21 protein-coding genes and 1 tRNA gene are annotated in these 19405 nt (G+C 62.1%); 4 read left to right on the forward strand and 18 right to left on the reverse strand.

What is annotated here, in order from left to right:
* Positions 1–10: 10 nt before the first annotated feature.
* Entirely contained in the window at positions 11–529 is a 519-nt protein-coding gene (locus ACZ5YV_RS01530) for a CvpA family protein (protein WP_464788275.1), read from the forward strand.
* 3 nt (positions 530–532) lie between these two features.
* On the opposite strand, the gene ACZ5YV_RS01535 is transcribed toward ACZ5YV_RS01530, so the two are convergent.
* From ACZ5YV_RS01535 to rplU, 6 genes are all read right to left on the reverse strand, one after another.
* On the reverse strand, positions 533–1447 hold the full coding sequence (locus ACZ5YV_RS01535; protein WP_464788276.1) for an NAD-dependent epimerase/dehydratase family protein: 915 nt from the start codon (positions 1445–1447) through the stop codon (positions 533–535).
* 5 nt (positions 1448–1452) lie between these two features.
* On the reverse strand, positions 1453–2583 hold the full coding sequence (gene proB, locus ACZ5YV_RS01540) for a glutamate 5-kinase (RefSeq protein ID WP_464788277.1): 1131 nt from the start codon (positions 2581–2583) through the stop codon (positions 1453–1455).
* A 54-nt stretch (positions 2584–2637) separates the two neighbouring features.
* A complete protein-coding gene (obgE, locus tag ACZ5YV_RS01545; protein ID WP_464788278.1) occupies positions 2638–3732 on the reverse strand; it encodes a GTPase ObgE in 1095 nt (364 codons plus the stop codon).
* A gap of 110 nt (positions 3733–3842) precedes the next feature.
* A complete protein-coding gene (locus ACZ5YV_RS01550; protein WP_464788279.1) occupies positions 3843–4418 on the reverse strand; it encodes a GNAT family N-acetyltransferase in 576 nt (191 codons plus the stop codon).
* Between the two features lie 273 nt (positions 4419–4691).
* The gene (gene rpmA / locus ACZ5YV_RS01555; protein WP_007683600.1) at positions 4692–4961 is read right to left on the reverse strand and encodes a 50S ribosomal protein L27; all 270 of its coding nucleotides are present in this window, start codon (positions 4959–4961) and stop codon (positions 4692–4694) included.
* Positions 4962–4991: 30 nt separating this feature from the next.
* The gene (gene rplU / locus ACZ5YV_RS01560) at positions 4992–5288 is read right to left on the reverse strand and encodes a 50S ribosomal protein L21 (protein ID WP_097091078.1); all 297 of its coding nucleotides are present in this window, start codon (positions 5286–5288) and stop codon (positions 4992–4994) included.
* 218 nt (positions 5289–5506) lie between these two features.
* On the opposite strand from rplU, the gene ACZ5YV_RS01565 reads away from it, so the two are divergent.
* The gene (locus ACZ5YV_RS01565; protein ID WP_464788280.1) at positions 5507–5878 is read left to right on the forward strand and encodes a hypothetical protein; all 372 of its coding nucleotides are present in this window, start codon (positions 5507–5509) and stop codon (positions 5876–5878) included.
* Positions 5879–6101: 223 nt separating this feature from the next.
* Positions 6102–7742, forward strand: a complete 1641-nt coding sequence (gene ybaL, locus ACZ5YV_RS01570; RefSeq protein WP_464788281.1) for a YbaL family putative K(+) efflux transporter — start codon at positions 6102–6104, stop codon at positions 7740–7742.
* A gap of 73 nt (positions 7743–7815) precedes the next feature.
* On the opposite strand, the gene ACZ5YV_RS01575 is transcribed toward ybaL, so the two are convergent.
* The 8 genes from ACZ5YV_RS01575 to ACZ5YV_RS01610 form a co-directional block, all read right to left on the reverse strand.
* Positions 7816–9564, reverse strand: coding sequence for a DEAD/DEAH box helicase (locus tag ACZ5YV_RS01575; RefSeq protein WP_464788282.1), 1749 nt, complete (start codon positions 9562–9564; stop codon positions 7816–7818).
* Between the two features lie 305 nt (positions 9565–9869).
* Entirely contained in the window at positions 9870–10568 is a 699-nt protein-coding gene (gene rplA, locus ACZ5YV_RS01580; RefSeq protein WP_464788283.1) for a 50S ribosomal protein L1, read from the reverse strand.
* A gap of 4 nt (positions 10569–10572) precedes the next feature.
* Positions 10573–11004: a 50S ribosomal protein L11 gene (gene rplK / locus ACZ5YV_RS01585; RefSeq protein ID WP_037464038.1), complete on the reverse strand. Its 432-nt coding sequence runs from the start codon at positions 11002–11004 to the stop codon at positions 10573–10575.
* Positions 11005–11191: 187 nt separating this feature from the next.
* Positions 11192–11728 (reverse strand): transcription termination/antitermination protein NusG, encoded by a 537-nt coding sequence (nusG, locus tag ACZ5YV_RS01590; RefSeq protein ID WP_464779083.1) that lies wholly within the window; start codon positions 11726–11728, stop codon positions 11192–11194.
* Positions 11729–11786: 58 nt separating this feature from the next.
* Positions 11787–11993, reverse strand: coding sequence for a preprotein translocase subunit SecE (gene secE, locus ACZ5YV_RS01595; RefSeq protein ID WP_449471402.1), 207 nt, complete (start codon positions 11991–11993; stop codon positions 11787–11789).
* 168 nt (positions 11994–12161) lie between these two features.
* Positions 12162–12237, reverse strand: a tRNA-Trp gene (locus ACZ5YV_RS01600).
* A 57-nt stretch (positions 12238–12294) separates the two neighbouring features.
* Positions 12295–13518 (reverse strand): dihydroorotase, encoded by a 1224-nt coding sequence (locus tag ACZ5YV_RS01605; protein WP_464788284.1) that lies wholly within the window; start codon positions 13516–13518, stop codon positions 12295–12297.
* Entirely contained in the window at positions 13515–14510 is a 996-nt protein-coding gene (locus ACZ5YV_RS01610; RefSeq protein WP_464788285.1) for an aspartate carbamoyltransferase catalytic subunit, read from the reverse strand. The genes ACZ5YV_RS01605 and ACZ5YV_RS01610 overlap by 4 nt, the downstream gene beginning before the upstream one ends.
* 81 nt (positions 14511–14591) lie before the next feature.
* Between ACZ5YV_RS01610 and ACZ5YV_RS01615 the strand changes: the two genes are divergently transcribed.
* Complete coding sequence (locus ACZ5YV_RS01615) at positions 14592–15023, forward strand: DUF488 domain-containing protein (protein ID WP_464788286.1); 432 nt, start codon at positions 14592–14594, stop codon at positions 15021–15023.
* A 4-nt stretch (positions 15024–15027) separates the two neighbouring features.
* Here the strand turns inward: ACZ5YV_RS01615 and ACZ5YV_RS01620 are convergent, their stop codons facing one another.
* The 4 genes from ACZ5YV_RS01620 to ACZ5YV_RS01635 are packed head-to-tail and all read right to left on the reverse strand — an operon-like array spanning position 15028 to position 19225.
* Positions 15028–15786 carry a TIGR02186 family protein gene (locus ACZ5YV_RS01620; protein ID WP_464789123.1) on the reverse strand — a complete coding sequence of 253 codons (759 nt, stop codon included), beginning with the start codon at positions 15784–15786 and terminating at the stop codon, positions 15028–15030.
* Between the two features lie 2 nt (positions 15787–15788).
* Positions 15789–16703, reverse strand: coding sequence for a sulfite exporter TauE/SafE family protein (locus ACZ5YV_RS01625; RefSeq protein ID WP_449471406.1), 915 nt, complete (start codon positions 16701–16703; stop codon positions 15789–15791).
* Positions 16704–16763: 60 nt separating this feature from the next.
* Positions 16764–17831 carry a hypothetical protein gene (locus tag ACZ5YV_RS01630; RefSeq protein ID WP_464788287.1) on the reverse strand — a complete coding sequence of 356 codons (1068 nt, stop codon included), beginning with the start codon at positions 17829–17831 and terminating at the stop codon, positions 16764–16766.
* A gap of 8 nt (positions 17832–17839) precedes the next feature.
* Positions 17840–19225: a glycosyl transferase family protein gene (locus ACZ5YV_RS01635; RefSeq protein WP_464788288.1), complete on the reverse strand. Its 1386-nt coding sequence runs from the start codon at positions 19223–19225 to the stop codon at positions 17840–17842.
* Positions 19226–19405: the final 180 nt, after the last annotated feature.

The following is a 19405-nucleotide window of genomic DNA, read 5'->3' on the forward strand; positions in this document are numbered from 1 at the left end:
CCCGGCGCTCATGAACGCCGTCGATATCCTCGTCCTTCTCGCCATCGGCGGTTGCACAGTCTTGGGCTTGCTTCGTGGTTTCGTTCTTGAAACCCTTTCGCTGATCGCCTGGGTCCTCGGCATCTTCGCCATCCGCCTCTTCCACCCCTCCGCCACCGAACTCCTCACCCCCTTCGTCGGCACAATTGGAGGCGCGTCAATTCTCGCATTCCTTCTTGTTTTCGGCATCACCTTCGGCGCAGGAAAACTCCTCGCCCACGCCATCGGCCGCCGCACCCGTCAGTCGATTCTTGGCCCCATCGACCGCGTCCTCGGCGGCGGCTTCGGCGCCATCAAGGGATTGATCGGAGCAACTCTGGTCTTCCTCGCATTCAGTCTGACCTACGACACCTTCTACGGCAGCGGAGAGCGCCGCCCCGATTGGTTGTCCGACGCCCGCACCTATCCGCTGCTCAACGCCAGCGGGCAGGCCATCAGCGAATTCGTGGCCGAACGCCGAGCCAGAAAGCCGGACGCCGAAAGCGATTGATCGCTATATCCAGCCTTTTGCGTGGTAAGCGTCCGCTGTTGCTTTCAATCCCTCTTCGGTAGCAACCGCTGGCACCCACAGTTTTTTGGGAGGCTGCTTGCGCTTTGTGACCACCCAATCGGGATGGCAGAAATAGCTGACTCGGTCCTGCGTGAGCTTCGCGCCTTTGCCCCGCAGCATGCGATCCAGCCGCGCGCCGAGGCCCAGTGCCCAGTTGGGCGTGGCAAAAGTCCGCACGGGCCTTCCGACCGCTCGTCCGATCGCCTGTCCAAAGTCCAGATGGTCCCATCCGCCCGGCGTGCCGTCGTCCGCCTCATAACTGTGAGCAAGGCTCATTTCCGTCTCGCCAGCAAGCCGCAGCAGCAACCGACCGAGGTCGCTCACCTCGATCAGCGATAGCCGCCCACCCGGGGGCAGCAGCATGATGCCTCGCTTGGCCATCCGGAACAGCTCCAGCATTTCCCGATCACCCGGCCCATAAATCGCAGGCGGGCGCACGATCGTCCAATCCAGTCCGCTCGCCTTGACGTGACGTTCGGCGAGCGCTTTGGACCAGCCATAGTCGGACAGTTTCGGTTCCCGCGCGGCAAGCGAGGACACATGGACCAACCGCCGGACCCCTCGCTGCCGCATGGCGTCGATGACGGCCATCGTCCCACGCGCGTTCCCGGCCTCGAACCCGTCGCGATCGGCCGCGTTCACAACGCCTGCAATATGGATCACCACGTCGGCATCCCGTACCAGCGTGTTCAGGGCCGCACGGTCCTCAAGCGATCCGGGCACCCACTTCAGCCGGGCGCGAGGCGGCTGCGCCTTTCGGGTGATGGCTGTCACATGATGCCCAGCGTCCAAAGCCTGATTGAGCGTTTCGGCGCCGACAAAACCTGTCGCGCCGGTCATGGCAATGCGTAATTTCATGGGGGTCAGACCATGGCCATCTGGTCGCGATGAACGAGTACGGATCGGGGCAGGTGGCCCAGCAGCGCCGCGATATCCTCACTGCGTTTGCCTGCGATCCTCGCCGCTTCCTCGCTGTCATACTCGCTCAGTCCACGCGCGATCACCCGGCCGTCCGGCGCGACGATATCAACGACATCACCTCGCACGAACGCGCCCTCTATCTTCGCCACACCGGCAGGCAGCAAGCTGTTACCGCGTCCCAACGCCTTTTCAGCACCCGCGTCGATGATGATGCGCCCGCGGACGGTCAAACGTCCCGCAAGCCATCCCTTCCGCGCCCGCTGGGCAGGGGCCGCGAGGAAGATCGATCCTTTTCCGCCATTGATCCAATGTGACAGCGGAGCATCGACCTTGCCGGAAATAATGGCGAGATGCGCTCCGGCCCCTGTCGCGATCCGCGCGGCCTCGATCTTGGAGGTCATGCCTCCCGATCCCATTCCGGAGGCGGATCCGCTGTCCGCCATATTTGCGATTCGCGTGTCAATGCGCTCGATTGTGTCTATCAACATGGCGCTCGCATCGACATGCGGATTAGCGGTGTAAAGCCCATCGACGTCGGAAAGCAGCACGACCGCGTCGGCCCGTGCTGCCTGTCCGATACGCGCCGCCAGCCGGTCGTTGTCACCAAAGCGGATCTCCGCTGTCGCGACGCTGTCGTTTTCATTCACCACCGGCACCACATTGAGCGTGATCAGGCGTTCCAAAGTCGCAGAGGCATTCAGATAGCGCCGTCGATGCTCAAGATCGTCCAGTGTCACCAGCATCTGCGCGGCCGTGATCCCCTTGTTTTGCAACAAACGAGCCCAGCATTGCGACAGTGCGATCTGTCCTGTTGCCGCAGCAGCCTGAGCGTCTTCCAGACTGCCTCGCCCACCCTTTGGCAGCTTCAATCGCCGTGCGCCCAGAGCGATTGCGCCTGACGAAACGATAATGATCTGCTGCCCGTCTGCCTTGCGGGCAGCGACATCTTCGACCAAGGTTCGGAGCCACGCTTCGCGAACCTCGCCATTCCCATCGACCAGCAGGGCTGAGCCGATCTTGATGACCAGTCGCCGAACTTGAGAGGGAGGGAAGCCTGAAAGAGAGGAAGTCACGGGATCAGTTCCGTTCGCTTGGAACATGAAGAATAAGTGGCGATTGAGGAGTGTTCAGATCGGCGACCATGAAGCGTCGCCTTCGTCACCGGCCTCTTCCTCCATCGGTCTGCCGTCTGCCAGCAATGGCAGGACGGCATCCAGTAGCGGTTGTACACCTTCGCCAGTCGCGCCCGAGATGATGAATATCTTCTCCACGCCAGCCTCGCGCCGGATTTGGGCGGCGATGTCCTCCATCAATTCCGGCCCGAGCAGGTCGCCCTTGTTAAGCGCGACGATCTGCGGCTTGTCGGCGAGCCCCTCGCCATAGGCCTCCAGTTCATCCTGCACGATCCGGAACTGTTCGACCGGATCGTCGCCAGTGGCATCAACGAGGTGCAGCAGCACGCGGCAGCGCTCGATATGACCAAGGAAGCGGTCGCCGATGCCAGCGCCTTCGGCTGCACCCTCGATCAAGCCAGGGATGTCTGCCAGGACGAATTCCTTGTCACGGTGCGTGACGACGCCGAGCTGTGGCTTGGTGGTGGTAAAGGCATAGGCCCCCACTTTGGCCTTGGTATTGGTCACCTGATTGATGAAGGTAGACTTGCCTGCGTTAGGCATGCCGACCAAGCCCACGTCGGCAAGCAATTTCAGCCGCAGCCAGACCCACATTTCCTGTCCCGGCCAGCCCGTTCCATGCTGTCGCGGCGCACGGTTGGTGCTGGTCTTGTAAGACAGGTTGCCCCGACCGCCATCGCCGCCGCGCAGCAGGACTAAGCGTTGCCCTACCTCGGTGAAGTCGGCGAGAAGCTCCTGATCTTCATAGTCGGGATAACCATCCTCGTCCTCGGTGCCCTCGATGGGCTGAGGATCGGACAGGATCTGCGTTCCCACGGGCACTTTGATGACTAGGTCGTTGCCGCCAGCGCCATAGCGATTCTTCCCGGCACCCGGCATGCCGCGCTGTGCCTTGAAATGCTGAGTGTAGCGGAAGTCTATGAGGGTGTTGAGGCCAGCTACGGCTTCGAAGATGATATCTCCGCCCTTGCCGCCATTGCCGCCATCAGGGCCGCCATATTCGACATATTTTTCACGCCGGAAACTGACCGCGCCGGGGCCACCCCAGCCGGATTTAATGTATATTTTCGCCTGATCCAGAAAATGCATGGGCTGGCCCATAGCCGCTTATGACGCGGAATTAAACCTTGCCGTCTGCTATCGCTCGAAACTCACCATTTCCATGCGGGACGGCGTCTGCTGGCGCCGTCCCTTTTCGTTCAGGCCGCGAGTGCGGGCATGGCGTCGTGATAAAGGTCCATTGCAGGATCAATCATCATGCGCCGGGCCACGCCTTCTTCAAAGATCAGGCATTCAGCCGCATTTCCGCGCGCCGGACTGTAACGTTGCTCCATCCGGCCGGTGTAACGAAAGCCGATTTTCCGAAGCACATTGCCTGACGCCGGATTGTCAGTGAAATGCGCCGCGCGAATCCCGCTGACGCCCGCTGCTCGGGCCATGCCGTACACCGCGCTCGCGGCCTCCGTCGCAAAGCCCAGTCCCCAATAGGGACGTGCTATCCAATAGCCGAGTTCGGGCGTGCCATCCTCGGTCAAATGGATGCCGCACCCGCCGACCAGGCGCGGGGCACCGCGGGTGCGGGAAAAAGCCAGAAGACGCGGCAGGCGTGTATCCTGCGGAAGGGCAAGGAAGCTGCGCGCGTCATCAATGCCATACGGCGCCGGTACACGGACAAGGTTGCGCAGGACCGCCGGATCGCCAATCGCTTCGGCCAGCGCGGATGCGTCTTCCATCCAACCGGGTCTCAGGAGCAGGCGGGGGGTACGGGCGAACATTTGAAAATCTCTCCTCTGATCGACACGCCAATGGCCGTAAAAAGTTACGGCTTGACGACTTCTTTCCTCTGGCTGTGCCCCGCCCGCATGACGCGTGAGAAGCCTCAGGGTTCCAGAGGTTTGATGGAAAATGAGGGGAGGTGCCGCCGAACGGAAAAAGGGGCGCTCCCGGATGGGGCGCCCCTTTTTCCCTCGGATTATCAGAGATGGTCCAAGACCATCTTCCGGAAGGATCGCCCCAATAATGAGGGACGATCCGTCATTGATCGTCCGTTATTCGGCTGCTTCAGCCATGGCATCGACCGACACATATTTGCGGCCGAGCTTGCCAGTGTGGAATACCACGCGGCCTTCGCCCAGGGCGAAGAGGGTATGGTCCTTACCCATGCCAACATTGCGGCCAGGATATACGCGTGTGCCACGCTGGCGAATGATGATGTTGCCGCCGATCACTTCCTGACCGCCGAACTTCTTCACGCCAAGGCGCTTCGATTCCGAATCGCGACCGTTACGCGATGAACCGCCAGCTTTTTTATGTGCCATGACTCAAACTCCTCGAAACTGGACTACGGCTCAGGCGATCGACACGATCTTAAGGATCGTGTGATTCTGGCGGTGGCCGTTGCGGCGACGGTAGTTATGCCGACGACGCTTCTTGAAAACGATGACCTTTTCGCCCTTCGCCTGCGCGATGATTTCGGCGGCGACGGTCAGCTTGCTGGCGTCCTTCACGTCGCTGCCTTCACCGGCGAACAGGACGTCATCCAGCGTCACCTTGTCACCGGCCTCACCGGCCAGCTTCTCGACGACGATCTTGTCTCCGGCGGCGACGCGATACTGCTTGCCGCCCGTGCGCACGACTGCGAACATGGCTCTTCTCTTCTCGTTCAAATCTGCTTTACGCAAATCGCCGAGGACATGACGTCCTGTTGACCCGCGCGGGAATGTGGCCCGGTAGTGGACTGACTCGCTTATGTCAACCGGGAAGCCCCCTTCTTAGGGGTGGTTTTTGCGCGGGTCAGTGCCTATCTTCCCGTGTCGAAGGGAACCCGACGCGCATGATGCCAACATCGTACAGGACTGAAAGCATGAGAGGCAGGCTTCTCTTCATGCTGACCCTGTGGATGGCGATCAGTGTGGCGTTGTTGAGTGCCCTGACGCCATTGGGGCCGCCGTCCAGCATAGCAACGGGCTCGGCGTTCAATCCTGCCACCACAGGCGTAGTGCTGAAGGCCCGGACCCAATCGGCACCGGCCGACTACCGCCTGACCCAGCCCGATGGTTCGGGCGACAGCCCCTTGTTATCGTCATTGATGCCATGGTTGGTATCTGTAGCGGGACTGCTGGCCGTCGCGGGATGGTCGCGATCTAATCCCTTATATGTCCGCACCCGCCCCTCGCGCTGGCGCGGGCGTATTACACACTCCTTTCACGCTCGCGCTCCACCTGTCCTGACTTAACGCGCACTCCGTTAATCGTCAGACAGGAGAGATCCATGACCCGCAGACGGTCACGCCGCAGCAACCGACGGCCACCATGGTGGTTTATACCCGCCGTGTTCACTGGGCTGGGTGCTGCCGGAGCCTTGTTGTCAGCCGCTATGCTAGCTGTCGCAGAATGAAAATATGATAGGCTGCCGGTGAAGGTTCAGAGGGCCGCACCGGCAGACAGGGAAGGACGTCCATGCCTCATCACACGCCCCTGATCGGAACAATCGTCGCGGGCCTCGTTGTTGCTTTCATAATGGGTGCCATTGCCCATCGTCTCAAACTTTCGCCGCTGGTCGGTTATCTTATCGCGGGGATCATGGTTGGTCCTTTCACCCCAGGCTTTGTCGCCAACACCAATCTGGCCAACGAATTGGCCGAGATTGGTGTCATTCTGTTGATGTTCGGGGTGGGACTACATTTTTCGCTGCGTGACTTGCTGTCGGTGAAGAATATCGCTGTACCCGGCGCCATCGGGCAGATCGCGGTTGCAACGCTGCTCGGCATGGGGCTGTCGCACTATATGGGCTGGCCAGTGATGGGCGGCATTGTGTTCGGCCTCGCTCTTTCGGTGGCGAGTACGGTCGTTTTGCTGCGCGCCTTGCAGGGGGCGGATCTTGTGGAGACGCGGCGGGGGCGCATAGCTGTTGGCTGGCTGATCGTCGAGGATCTGGTGATGGTGCTGGCGTTGGTACTGCTACCCGCGCTGGCGAAGGTTATGAGCAATGCAGACGCATCGGCCGGGATGGGTGACCTGCTGGCACCGCTGCTAAGCACCTTGCTGAAGGTCGCCGGCTTTGTCGCCCTGATGCTCGTGGTGGGCCGACGGGTCATTCCTTGGGCGTTGCACTGGGTAGTTCACACCGGATCGCGGGAGTTGTTTCGCCTGGCTGTGCTTGCCATCGCCCTTGGCGTGGCCTTCGGCGCGGCCGTGGCGTTCGATGTGTCATTTGCGTTGGGCGCCTTCTTCGCGGGCATGATCCTGGGCGAGACGCCGCTCAGCCGCCGCGCGACGGAGGAAACGCTGCCGCTGCGCGATGCTTTCGCGGTACTGTTCTTCGTGTCGGTTGGCATGCTGTTCAATCCGTCAGTTCTTGTCGAACAGCCGTTGCCCCTATTGGCGACCGTGGCGATCATCATCGTCGGTAAATCTATCGCCGCGTTCGCGATCGTACGCGCCTTCGGCCATCCGGGGGATACGGCGCTGACGATCGCGGCGAGCCTGGCGCAGATCGGCGAGTTTTCCTTCATCCTTGCCACATTGGGTACTGGCTTGGGCGTGCTGCCCGCAGAAGGACGTGATTTGATCCTTGCCGGAGCGATTGTGTCGATCTTTTTGAATCCGTTCATCTTCTCGATGATCGTGCGGGCGCACAAGAAGGAGGAGATGGAGGAGGAGGCGGAAGCGGAAAAGGCGCGCCAGCGGCCGCACATCGGGCATGTGATCTTGGTCGGATATGGCCGGGTCGGCAAAATGATCGCGGAGCGCCTGTCCGAACGCAATGCTCATTTCGTTGTGCTGGAGACGGACCCAGAGCGGGCAGAAGAGGCAGCGGACGCGGGCCATCCGGTAGTGCGGGGAAGTGCACTGGAGGACCGTTATTTGATGGCTGCCGGCATATGCGAGGCGCGGCGGTTGCTGATCGCGGTGCCGGAAGGGTTTGAAGGTGGTGCGATCCATGAACATGCGCGCCACCTCAATCCCAACCTGCAGGTGATTGCGCGAGCGCATAGTGATGCAGAGGTCGCGCATCTCGAAGGGATTGGTGTGCCCCATGTTGTCATGGGAGAGCGCGAGTTGGCAGCGCGGATGCTTCAGTTATCCGGCGCGGGCTGAAAGTCGGTTGAGGCTATCTCAGTCAGCAATGTGCTCCTGTGAAGACAGGAGCACATTGTTTTGGAGCGGTGTCTTATCCGCGCGGCTTGCGGGGCGGGCCTTTGCGAGGGCCGCCCTTGAATGGCCGGGCGCCATAGGCAGGCTTCGGAGAGCGTCCTTCATTCGGGCGGCCCTTGCCACGCGGTGGCCCTTCGCGGCGGTTCTCGCGCGCCGTGTCCCGAGGGGTTCCCTCAATCTGTTCGAACTGGACTTCAGCGCCCTCGTCGCTCGCCTCGCCCGTGCGCTTTACCGAGCCGATGAAGCGGGAAACGATGGCGCTGGGGATTTCGAACAGCGTTTCGTTGGCGGCGATCCGGATCGCGCCGATGTCCTGGCGTGACACATGGCCTCGGCGGCAGATGAGGGGCAGGATCCAGCGCGGGTCGGCATTGTGACGGCGGCCGATGTCCATGCGGAACCAGACGGTGTCCTCAAAGCCCGGACGCGGCCCATCGCGGCGCGGCGGGGCTTCGCTGGCGTCGAGCAGTTCTTCGGGCGCGGGCAGGGCGGCGCGGGCGCTTTTCACCAGCATCGCCGCGATCTCCTTGGCGGACTTGGCTTCCAGCAATTCGGCACCCAGTGTCCAATCCTGCTCGTCCAGCTCGGCACGCTCCATCAGTTTCTCGCGCAGGCGAGAATTGTCCTGCTGCTGGATCGCTTCCTTGCTCGGCGGAGTGCCCCATTCGACCGGGATTTTGGCGCCACGCAGCATGGATTCGACACGACGGCGGCGGGGATAGGGAACGATGAGGACAGCGGTGCCCTTCTTGCCTGCACGCCCGGTGCGGCCGGAACGGTGCTGCATCGTTTCTGCATCGCGCGGGATTTCGACGTGCACGACGAGGCTGAGGTTGGGAAGGTCGATGCCGCGCGCTGCAACGTCGGTGGCAACACAGACGCGCGCGCGGCGGTCGCGGAGGGCTTGCAGCGCATGGTTGCGCTCATTCTGGCTATGCTCACCGGACAGCGCCACGGCGGCGAACCCGCGTTCGGTGAGGCTGGCGTGGAGGTGACGGACATTGTCGCGGGTGGCGCAGAAGAGGATCGCCGTTTCCGCCTCATGATAGCGCAGCAGATTGACCACTGCGTTCTCGATGTCGGCGGGTGCAACGGTGACGGCCTGATAGCTGATATCGCCATGGCCGCGCTCGTCGCTGACAGTCGAAATGCGCAGCGCGTCCTGTTGGTAACGCTTTGCGAGCGCAACGATCGGCTTGGGCATGGTGGCGGAAAACAGCAGCGTGCGGCGGCCTTCGGGCGCGCCGTCGAGAATTTCCTCCAGGTCTTCGCGGAAGCCCATGTCGAGCATCTCGTCCGCTTCATCGAGGATCACGGTCTTGAGTCCGGAGAGGTCCAGCGCGCCGCGTTCGAGATGGTCGCGCAGGCGGCCGGGCGTGCCGACGACGATGTGCGCACCGTGCGAGAGGGCGCGCCGTTCCTTGGCGGCGTCCATGCCGCCGACGCAGGTGGCGATGCGGGCGCGGGCTTCGCCGTAGAGCCACTCCAGTTCACGGCTGACTTGCAACGCCAGTTCGCGGGTGGGGGCGATGGCGAGCGCGAGCGGCTTTCCTGCTACGGGCAGGCGCATCTCTTCACCCAGCAGTTCGCCCGCCATGGCGAGACCGAAAGCGACCGTCTTGCCCGAGCCGGTTTGAGCCGAAACGATGAGGTCGCGCCCTTCGGCTTCGGGTTGGGTGACTTCGGCCTGGACCGGGGTCAGGCTTTCATAGCCTTTCCGCGTCAGGGCGTCCGAGAGGAGAGGGGGGAGATGTTCAAAAGACATTATATTTTCCGTCGGTAAAGCGACCCGCCATTCCCGACGGATACATGATGACCTGATGTGCTTCGGCCGCTGCCGGAGCCCGGGATGCAAGGTCAAACATCCCGAAGTTCACACCGTCGTTGGGTGCCCCAGCGGTGTTTAGAAATGCCGTGCTCCTGCGCAGGCAGGAGCCCAGTCCCACGCTCTGAACTGGGCTCCTGCCTGCGCAGGAGCACGTTGCTGTTCAGGCTATAGTAGCACAAAAGAAGAAAGCCTCCTTCCCCGCGTGGAGGAAGGAGGCTCCCCTATCAATTCAATCCGTCAGATCAGACCGAAGCGACTTCCGCCACGTCGACCTTCACGCCCGGACCCATCGAGGACGACAGGGCGATCTTGCGGACGTACTTGCCCTTCGAACCCGACGGCTTTGCCTTGACGATCGCGTCAACGAAAGCGTCGAAATTCTTGCGCAGGTCTGCCTGGCTGAAGCTCGCCTTGCCGAGGCCAGCGTGGATGATGCCGGCCTTTTCGACGCGGAATTCGATCTGACCGCCCTTGGCAGCCTTGACCGCTTCAGCGACGTTCGGCGTCACGGTGCCCAGCTTCGGGTTCGGCATCAGGCCCTTGGGACCCAGAACCTTACCCAGACGGCCAACCAGACCCATCATGTCGGGGGTGGCGATCACGCGCTGGAAGTCGATGTTGCCAGCCTGGATGCTGTCGAGCAGATCCTCGGCGCCCACGATGTCGGCGCCAGCGGCGGTCGCTGCCTCAGCCTTGTCGCCACGGGCGAACACAGCGACGCGGACGTCCTTGCCGGTGCCTGCGGGCAGGGTGACGACGCCACGGACCATCTGGTCGGCGTGACGCGGGTCAACGCCCAGGTTGATTGCGATTTCGACGCTTTCGTCGAACTTGGCGGTCGCGTGGGTCTTGATCAGGCCCAGCGCTTCGTCAACGCCGTGCAGCTTTTCGCGGTCAACGGCAGTGGCGAGAGCCTTCGCCTTCTTGGTCAGCTTTGCCATGGTCTTAGCCCTCCACCACTTCGAGGCCCATCGCGCGAGCGGAGCCTTCGATGATCTTCGTCGCTGCGTCGATGTCGTTCGCGTTCAGGTCAACCATCTTGGCCTGGGCGATTTCAGCGAGCTGGGCGCGGGTGATCTTGCCAGCGACGACCTTGCCCGGTTCCTTGGAACCCGACTTCAGGTTGACGGCCTTCTTGATCAGATAGGTGGCGGGCGGCTGCTTCGTGACGAAGCTGAATGAACGGTCTGCGTAGACGGTGATGATGGTCGGCAGCGGCGTGCCCTTGTCCATCTTTTCCGTCGAGGCGTTGAACGCCTTGCAGAATTCCATGATGTTCACACCGCGCTGACCCAGGGCCGGACCAATTGGCGGCGAGGGGTTGGCGGCTCCAGCGGGCACCTGGAGCTTGATATAGCCCGTAATCTTCTTGGCCATTTTCACTCACTCTGTTGCTGGCAGATTTGCGGGCAAATCCACCGGTTCAAGTTTAGCGGTTGTAACGGATCGCCAAAGCGATCCTCCCGCACTTCCCCTTGTCGTCATGCCAGCGGAGGCTGGCATCTCAGGCCGCAAGGGAACGGCCTGAGGAACGAGATCCCAGCTTTCGCTGGGATGACGATCATTACTTCGACAGTTCGACCTGTTCGAAGTCCAGTTCGACCGGCGTGGCGCGGCCGAAGATCGACACGGACACCTTGACGCGGTTCTTTTCGAAATCCAGTTCCTCGACGGTGCCGTTGAAGCTGGCGAAGGGGCCGTCCAGCACCTTGACGCTGTCGCCGATTTCGTAATCGACATTGACCTTGTGCTTGGGCGCGGCTTCGGCGGCCTTCTGCGCGCCGAAATAGCGGGCGGCTTCGCCTTCGCTGATCGCCTGTGGCTTGCCGCTCGATCCAAGGAAGCCGGTGACCTTCGGCGTGTTCTTGACGAGGTGGTAAATGTCGTCGTTCATCGCGAGCTTCGCAAGAACGTAGCCCGGCATGAACTTGCGTTCCACCTGGACCTTCTTGCCGCGCTTTACTTCGGTCACGGTCTCGGTGGGGACTTCCACCTGTTCGACCAGCTGGGAGAGGCCCATGCGCTCGGCTTCGGACAGGATCGATTCCTTGACCTTGTTTTCGAAGCCCGAATAGGCGTGGATGATGTACCAGCGCGCCATGTTACCGTCTCAAACTCCTACCAGGCGATTTACTGGGAAATCGCGGTAATCCAAAACTTCAAGCCTGTCCGGCGGCGAACGCCAGCAGCCAGCGAACGATCGCCCCGAAAAAGGTGTCGATCCCGAAGAAGAAGAGGCCGAGCAGCGTGGTCATGATACCGACCATCACCGCAGTCATGACCGTTTCGCGGCCGGTGGGCCACACGATCTTCGACGCTTCGGTCTTCACCTGATTGACGAATTCGCCCGGAGAAACCTTCGCCATCACTGCCTCAACAACTTTCGAACAAACACCAAAGCGCGAAGCAACAGTCCGCCCTCCGGACCCCGCCATGTCGGCGTCCCGGGGTGCGGCCGCTGGCTCCGCGACCCATCTTCGCTGGGGCAACTAACCGCGAACCGTTGAAAAATCAAGGATCAGCGCTCAGCGACCTGGCAGGAGTGGAGGGACTCGAACCCCCGGCATTCGGTTTTGGAGACCGACGCTCTACCAGCTGAGCTACACTCCTGTACCGGCGAAGGAGGGCGCTTTAGCGTGGCCTGCGGGGGAGAGCAAGCAGGAAACTTTAGAGGAAAATGCCGCCCTTCATCACGCAGCGGGCGCGGCCCTGTACCGGCATCCGGTCGAAGGGCGTATTGCCCGCCTGCGCCGCCATTTTCGTGGAATCTATGATCCATGGCGCATCGGGATCGATGAAGATGAGGTCGGCGGCGCTACCGGCCGCGAAGCTTCCTGCATCGACGCCCAATATGCGGGCCGGATTGGCGCTGAGCAGCATCATCAGGCGCGTCATCGACAGATGTCCTTCGCGCACGAGGTTCAGCGACAAGGCCAGCAGGGTCTCGGCTCCAGCCATACCCGGTGAAGCATCGGCAAAGGGTAACCTCTTATCCTCGGGACCACGGGGATCGTGGTTGGAGGTGATCACATCGACCGTTCCGTCGGCCACCGCGACGATCGAGGCCCTGCGGTCATCCTCCGACCTTAGCGGAGGCGACAGGCGCGCGAAGGTGCGGAAGTTGGTGACGGCATTGTCGGCAAGGTAAAGATAGGCAGGGCTGATCCCGCAGGTGACCTTTACGCCCTCCGCCTTTGCCGCGCGTATGAGGTCAAAGCCCGCCTTCGTCGTCACGAGCCGGAAGTGGATGGCGGCGCCCGTTTCCTTCGCCAGCATGAGGTCGCGCGCGATCGCGATCGCTTCGGCGCATGCAGGTGCGTGGGGCAGGCCCAGCCGGGTCGCCGTTTCGCCGCTGGTTGCGACTGCCTTGCCCGCGAGGCCGCTGTCCTCGGCATGGGTGATGACCGTCAGGCCGAGGCCCGAGGCATAGGCGAGTACCCGCATCATCACGCCTGAATCCGCGATCCATTGGCGTCCCGTAGCCACGGCCTTGGCGCCCGCTGCCTGCATCATGCCGATTTCCGCCAGCTCGCCCCCTTTGAGGCCCCGCGTGGCGGCGGCGATCGGATGGACCCAGAAATCGGGCTTGCCCGCGCGCGCGGCCTGACGAATGAGGCCAGCGTCGTCCAGTGGGGATGACTGGTCGGGCATCAGGGCGGCCCGAGTTATCCCGCCGAAGTGGAAGGCGGGCTTGTCGGTAGCGAACACGCCCAGATCGATGAGGCCCGGTGCTACCACCAGCCCGGCGGCGTCGATCTTTTCCGCATCGTCCGGCACATCGACATTGCCCGAGGCGATGATCTGATCGCCTTCGATCAGGATCACGCCAGTGCGGACATCGCGGGCAGCCGGGTCAGCCAGTTTCGCGTTGATGATGGCAAGTTTGCTCATGCCCAACCCTCCACGCCGCGCGCGCCACGGGTCAGCACATCCAGACAGGCCATGCGGATGGCGACGCCCATCTCCACCTGTTCCGTGATGGCGGAGCGATCCGGATCATCCGCCACCACGCTCGATATCTCGACGCCGCGATTCATGGGGCCGGGGTGCATCACCAGAGCGTCCGGCTTGGCAATGGCAAGCCGCTCGGGCGTCAGGCCGTAAAGCATGTGATATTCGCGAGGCGAGGGGATGAAGGCGCCGTCCATCCGTTCATTCTGAAGGCGCAACATCATCACGACGTCGGCGCCATCCAACCCTTCGTCGATCCGATTATAGGGCGTGGCGCCCAGCATCTCCACCTCGGGCGGCATCAAGGTCGGCGGCGCGACGGCCCGTACCTGTGCGCCCAAAGCTGCGAGGCAGAGCATGTTGGAGCGCGCGACGCGGCTATGCAGCACATCCCCGCAAATCGCGACGACAAGGCCCTCAAACCCTCCCTTGCGGCGGCGGATGGTCAGGGCGTCCAGCAGGGCTTGCGTTGGATGCTGGTGCCAGCCGTCCCCAGCATTGAGGACCGGGCAGTCCACCATGTCCGATATCAGGGCAACGGCGCCCGAACTCGCATGTCGAATGACGATCACGTCGGCTGCCATGGCGTTGAGGGTCATGGCGGTGTCGATCAGGGTCTCGCCCTTCTTCACGCTGGATTGCCCGGCATGCATGTTCACGACGTCGGCGCCCAGACGCTTGCCCGCGATCTCGAACGACAGCAGGGTGCGGGTGCTGTTTTCGAAGAAGGCGTTGATCTGCGTCATTCCGGCGAGGCGGTCGTCATGCTTGCGTGCATTGTCCCTGTTTGTCCGCGCCCAATGTTCCGCCTCATCCAGCAGGAAACGGATTTCCCAAGGCTTCAGGTCGGCGATGGAGAGAAGATGCCGATGCGGAAACAACGCCCGGCCGGTCAGGTCGGACGAGGTGGGGGGAACGGTTATGTCGGGCATGAAAGGACCCTTTAGGCGAGGGCAGGAAAGAGGGCAAGACGGGAAGCTTGGAAGTTCCGTCTGCATTCCTATCTGCTTGGGATGCAGATTTTCACGATCGGGTATGAAGGGGCTACGCAGGGCGAGCTGATAGCGGCGCTGCAAAAGGCAGGCGTCACGTTGCTGGCCGACATCCGAGCGGTTCCGCTCTCGCGCCGTCCGGGATTTTCCAAGAACATTCTGGCGGCGGGGCTGAAGGAGGCCGGGATCGATTATGTCGGGCTGAAGGCGCTGGGCACGCCCGCCGAGGGTCGGGAGGCGGCTCGCAAGGGCAATCATGGGAAGCTCCGGGAGATTTATTCGGGGCAACTCGACCTGCCGGAAGCGATCGTTCAGGCGGAACAGTTGCGCGACATGGCGCGAGAGCGACCCACGGCTTTGCTGTGCTTTGAGCGGGAGGCGGACGGATGCCATCGCTCCTTATTGCTGGAGTATCTTTTCCCGGATGACGAGCGTGTGGACCTGAAGCCCTGAACCGTCAGAAGCGCCGCGCGACGGCTCCGGCGGTCCAGCCCATGCCCACCGCCAGTAAAATGGCGGTAAGGCCGTATAAGAAGGACCATCGTTCGGCGGCGACCGCCATGAAACGTTCGAACCCCGACTTGCGGATGGTGATGTCGCGGACGGCGGCGGCAACGACCCGCCCATCCTGCACGAGGAAGGTTTCCGCTGTATAATCGCCGACGATAACGCGCGCGGGCAGCGGGATGCGTGCCCGGTATAGCACCCCATCGGTGATTTCTACGGAGCCGGGCCGTTCGGCGAACAGTCCCGATCGTTCGCGCAGATCGATCAACCCGGCCTGGAAGCGATCAAGCTCGGCGCTGTCATTGAGAGAGGACGGCGACAGTTGCAGCTTGTCCACGCCCAGTTCGTAAATCGCGGCTGTCCGTTCATCGACGACGTTGGCTATCGGGCGGGAAGAGGCAACCGCATAAAAGCTGGGTGCGGAGCGGAACCGGGCGCTGTCCGCATTGACCCAGATGCCGGCGACCTTTTGTTTCTCGCGCATGGTGATGGATTGGTCGGGGCCTTTCAGCACGACCAATATATCCGCGGATTTGCTCGGTCGTCGGCCGTCGGGGTAGACGATTGCTCCAAACAGCAGGAGGTCGGCGCCGGTGAAACTGTACTGGATTTCCACTTCCCGTTGCGAGACATCGGGAACGAGCATCGGCTCCCCTGCCGCGCCGAGCAGTGTCGAGAGGGGGAGGAGAAGTGCGAGACGGGCGCGCAGCTTCAACGCACTTCCACCGTGTAGATTTCGTCGGGGCGGAAGCCGAGACCCAACGCCATGCGCGCGGCGACCAGGAGCACGATCACCGACAATAATATGCGCAGATATTCAGGGCGAACGGTCATCGAGATGCGGGTGCCGATCTGTGCCCCCGTCACGCTGCCGATCAGAAGCAGCATGGCAAGGACGAGATCGACTGCCTTCGTGGTCATGGCGTGCATCATCGTTGTTGCCATGGTGACGAACAATATCTGAAACAGCGAAGTGCCCACCACCGACTGGGTGGTCATGCCAAGCAGGTAAAGCATGGCAGGCACAAGGATGAAGCCGCCGCCGACGCCCAGCAGTGTTGTCAGTATCCCCGTCGCAACACCGAGCAGCAACGGCGCGAGGGGAGAGATGTAAAGCCCGGAGCGATAGAAGCGCCACCGCATCGGCAGCGCGGCGACCAGAGGGTGATGGCGCCGCTTGCGGGCCTGCATGCGTTTACCCGTTTTCAACAGGATCAGCGCCTGAACGGACTCCTTGGCCATCAACATGCCGATGCCGCCGAGCATCAGGACATAAAGGATGCCGATAGCCGTATCGATCTGCCCTATGGACTGGAGCAGCCGGAACAGCAGCACGCCGATGCCTGCTCCAATGATGCCGCCGCCGATCAGGACGCCGCCCATCCGGAAATCGACGGTGCCCCTCGCCATGTGGGTGACGACCCCCGATACGCTGGCGCCCGTGACCTGGGACGCGGCGGACGCGGCTGCCACGGTTGGCGGAATGCCGTAGAATATCAGCAGGGGCGTGGTCAGGAAACCGCCGCCGACGCCGAACATGCCGGAGAGCAGGCCGACCACACCGCCAAGGGCTATGATCACCAGCGCGTTCACCGACAGATTGGCGATGGGCAGGTAGAGATCCATGTGCCTACAGGGTTAAGCCGAATGGATGGCAAGATAAAGACGCTGCGCGTTCGCCCCGCGTTAAAAATCCGCGCCGAGGGTAAGAGTGAGCCCGGAGGAGGGCGATGCCTCTCCCGCTACGCGCTGCCGCCATTCGATGCTGAGCCGCGATGCAATGTGGGGGAGTGGCAGGCGGAACTGAACCTCCGGTCCGATATCGACGCGCTCCACATGCGGTTGCGCGCCTCCCGATATACTGAGGCCGGTGCGTACGGGCGTCCCCGATATAGGAGCGAGCAGGGAAAGTTTGCCGTCAGCGAACAGGTCGCGCCGGTTGAACCCGACCAGGCCTGCCTGTGCATAAGCCTCCGCTTCCAATTTGCCCAAAACTGGAGTGGGGCCGAAGCCGCCCACCGCAAACACCGCGTTGGCATTGCGTGCGCCATCTCCCAGAGAGATCCGCCGTTCCGCCGCGATGGAGATCGGAATTGATCTGGAAGGTTGCCAAGCTATCCCGGCGGCAGCTTCAGGCGAGGCGGGGCGATTGAAGGCGCGGCTTACGCGGCCATAGAGGGCGGCGCGGCCGGTGCTGGCTGGCGTCAGATCATAATCGAGCCGGAGCCCCGCTTGCGACCCGCCGAGTCTGCCGCCCGTGACAAGATCCTGCGGATTTGCGCTGCCGTCGCGCCAGAGGAGCCACGCGCTGCCGCGCCAGCGATGCACCTTGGCGCCGCCCGAGGGCGTTAGCGGCCAAGCGGGCGGGGCGGGCTGAGCAAAGTTGGATGGCCTGCTGGCCAGAGCGGCTTTTTCGATCTCATGGTCGAAGGGTGCTGGGTCGTCTTCGGGCTTGCCTGTGGCACCTTGAAACGAAGGGATAAAGGCTGGGCTAACGCCCTTTCTCGGTCCCACTGCGCGTATCTTGTTTATCGGCCAATTGGTGACAAGCAATGGGGTTGGCGTGGCCGCAATCGGCACAACCTTTTGCGAAGAAGGCCCCGCAAGGTGCGCTGCCGCAACCGGGATCGGTCGTGGCGGCAAGGGCGCGATGGCGCTTCCTCCAAACATGGCGCTCGCGACCCGGATCATCACCCAGCCGGTCATCAGCACAAGGAAAAAGCGGACAGGCCGTCCGCGGGCATTGTTGGCCATGTTGATCTTTAAAGCCGGGGGAAGCGATGCTGCGTCTTGTCCCAGACCAGCGGCTTTCCGAAGAGGGAATGAAGGTAGAGGAACACCGCGCGGCGGGCCGCAAGCATCGCTATCAGATTGGCGAGGATGGAGCGGGGTATCGCGCCGATCCCATAAACCCATCCATAGCTGCGGCCCACAAAAATGGCCCGCATCGCGGTGCGCCAGGTCATAAAGGCAAAGTTCATCCAGAGCAGCAGTTCTACGAACGGAGAAGGCTGGTGAGCGGTTTCGAGGCCGAACCAGCTTGCCGTGAGCAGCAGGCCCCAAAGCAGAAAGGCGACGTAAGCAGCGAACAGAACGAAGGCGGCGATGGCCGCGCGCCGGTCACGGATGCGCATCCACCATTCGGTAGGGCCACCCTGCCAGCCCATGCGGTCCCAACCAGCAAGCGAGATTCCCACCATCCAGCGGGCTTTCTGGCGGACGGCGCCGTCCAGGCTGTCCGGAAAATATTCACGCGTGGCGACAAGCTCGCCTGAGGCGTCGCGCATCCGCACGAAAACGCCGCGACCGCCCATATTCTTGATCCGGAGGCCAACTTCATAATCTTCGGTCAGCGAAGCGGGGTCGAACGGACCCCCGTTCGCAGGATTGACGAGCCGTTCGAGTGTCAGCCGTTCGAATGCGCAGGCAACTCCGGCGGACGGAACCGACGCACCCATGGCTTCGCGGATCGTCAAATATTTCCCATGGCTCTCCGCAAACTCGTCGCAATAATGATTGGCGATGGAGCGTGCCCACCAGCCGCCGTCTCCCGTGAGCGGAAGAACCGGCAACTGAACGAGTTGGAAGCGATCGATCATCACATCAAACAGCCGTACTTCGTCGGCGTGGACGACGTCTTCGGCGTCATGCAAGACCACGGCCTTGAACATTCTGCCGACGCGCGCCTCTTCTTCCTGCATGGCGCGCCAGAGGAGGTTGAGGCAGTCCGCCTTGGTCGTGGGACCCGGCCGGTCGTTGATACAGACGACGAGACGATCGTCCTGATCTGCGATCGGGTTGACGGCCGCCAAGGTGGCCAGGTCATTGGGATAGACGCCGACGAAAATGCGATAATCGCCCACGGACCATTGGTTGAGCGCATTGCGCAACATCGGGCCGATCACGTCGGCTTCACCCCAGGCGGGAACGAAGATGCCTATTTTGCCGGGCTTTGAAGAGGCGGGCAGCGTCGCCGTCGTCATGCGCCTATGGCGAGAGTAGACCGCTATGTTTCGCCACCAGCGTCGGCCCAGGAACATGACATCCACGAGAAAATCGTCGATCCCGCCAATGGCCAGTCCCACCACGGCGAACAATAAAATCTCATGATAAATGATCGCCAGAACCGCCGTCAGCGATTGCGCCATGTTGAAATGCCCCCTGTAAGCCGGGGCGCATTGGCAAATTCCTATGGGATTTCATAGCCCTCGCACATATTTTTTGCGCAGAGCAAAAAGCTTTTGTTATTCCACTGAAGGGCTCCTACCGGGCGTAATTTCCGTCAAGTTGCTCCAGCAGCGCGCTGGATGGAATGGCCTCGCTGACGC

It is taken from the genome of Sphingobium sp. TomTYG46 (assembly GCF_055396345.1).

Coding starts and splice junctions, on each gene's coding strand:
- rplU (WP_097091078.1), bottom strand. CDS start 5,288: ATGTTCGCAGTCGTGCGCACGGGCGGCAAGCAGTATCGCGTCGCCGCC.
- rpmA (WP_007683600.1), bottom strand. CDS start 4,961: ATGGCACATAAAAAAGCTGGCGGTTCATCGCGTAACGGTCGCGATTCG.
- ACZ5YV_RS01635 (WP_464788288.1), bottom strand. CDS start 19,225: ATGGCGCAATCGCTGACGGCGGTTCTGGCGATCATTTATCATGAGATT.
- ACZ5YV_RS01605 (WP_464788284.1), bottom strand. CDS start 13,518: ATGAGCAAACTTGCCATCATCAACGCGAAACTGGCTGACCCGGCTGCC.
- secE (WP_449471402.1), bottom strand. CDS start 11,993: ATGGCGAAGGTTTCTCCGGGCGAATTCGTCAATCAGGTGAAGACCGAA.
- ACZ5YV_RS01615 (WP_464788286.1), top strand. CDS start 14,592: ATGCAGATTTTCACGATCGGGTATGAAGGGGCTACGCAGGGCGAGCTG.
- ybaL (WP_464788281.1), top strand. CDS start 6,102: ATGCCTCATCACACGCCCCTGATCGGAACAATCGTCGCGGGCCTCGTT.
- ACZ5YV_RS01625 (WP_449471406.1), bottom strand. CDS start 16,703: ATGGATCTCTACCTGCCCATCGCCAATCTGTCGGTGAACGCGCTGGTG.
- obgE (WP_464788278.1), bottom strand. CDS start 3,732: ATGCATTTTCTGGATCAGGCGAAAATATACATTAAATCCGGCTGGGGT.
- nusG (WP_464779083.1), bottom strand. CDS start 11,728: ATGGCGCGCTGGTACATCATCCACGCCTATTCGGGCTTCGAAAACAAG.
- ACZ5YV_RS01575 (WP_464788282.1), bottom strand. CDS start 9,564: ATGTCTTTTGAACATCTCCCCCCTCTCCTCTCGGACGCCCTGACGCGG.
- rplK (WP_037464038.1), bottom strand. CDS start 11,004: ATGGCCAAGAAGATTACGGGCTATATCAAGCTCCAGGTGCCCGCTGGA.
- ACZ5YV_RS01565 (WP_464788280.1), top strand. CDS start 5,507: ATGAGAGGCAGGCTTCTCTTCATGCTGACCCTGTGGATGGCGATCAGT.
- ACZ5YV_RS01610 (WP_464788285.1), bottom strand. CDS start 14,510: ATGCCCGACATAACCGTTCCCCCCACCTCGTCCGACCTGACCGGCCGG.
- ACZ5YV_RS01535 (WP_464788276.1), bottom strand. CDS start 1,447: ATGAAATTACGCATTGCCATGACCGGCGCGACAGGTTTTGTCGGCGCC.
- rplA (WP_464788283.1), bottom strand. CDS start 10,568: ATGGCAAAGCTGACCAAGAAGGCGAAGGCTCTCGCCACTGCCGTTGAC.
- ACZ5YV_RS01530 (WP_464788275.1), top strand. CDS start 11: ATGAACGCCGTCGATATCCTCGTCCTTCTCGCCATCGGCGGTTGCACA.
- ACZ5YV_RS01550 (WP_464788279.1), bottom strand. CDS start 4,418: ATGTTCGCCCGTACCCCCCGCCTGCTCCTGAGACCCGGTTGGATGGAA.
- ACZ5YV_RS01630 (WP_464788287.1), bottom strand. CDS start 17,831: ATGGCCAACAATGCCCGCGGACGGCCTGTCCGCTTTTTCCTTGTGCTG.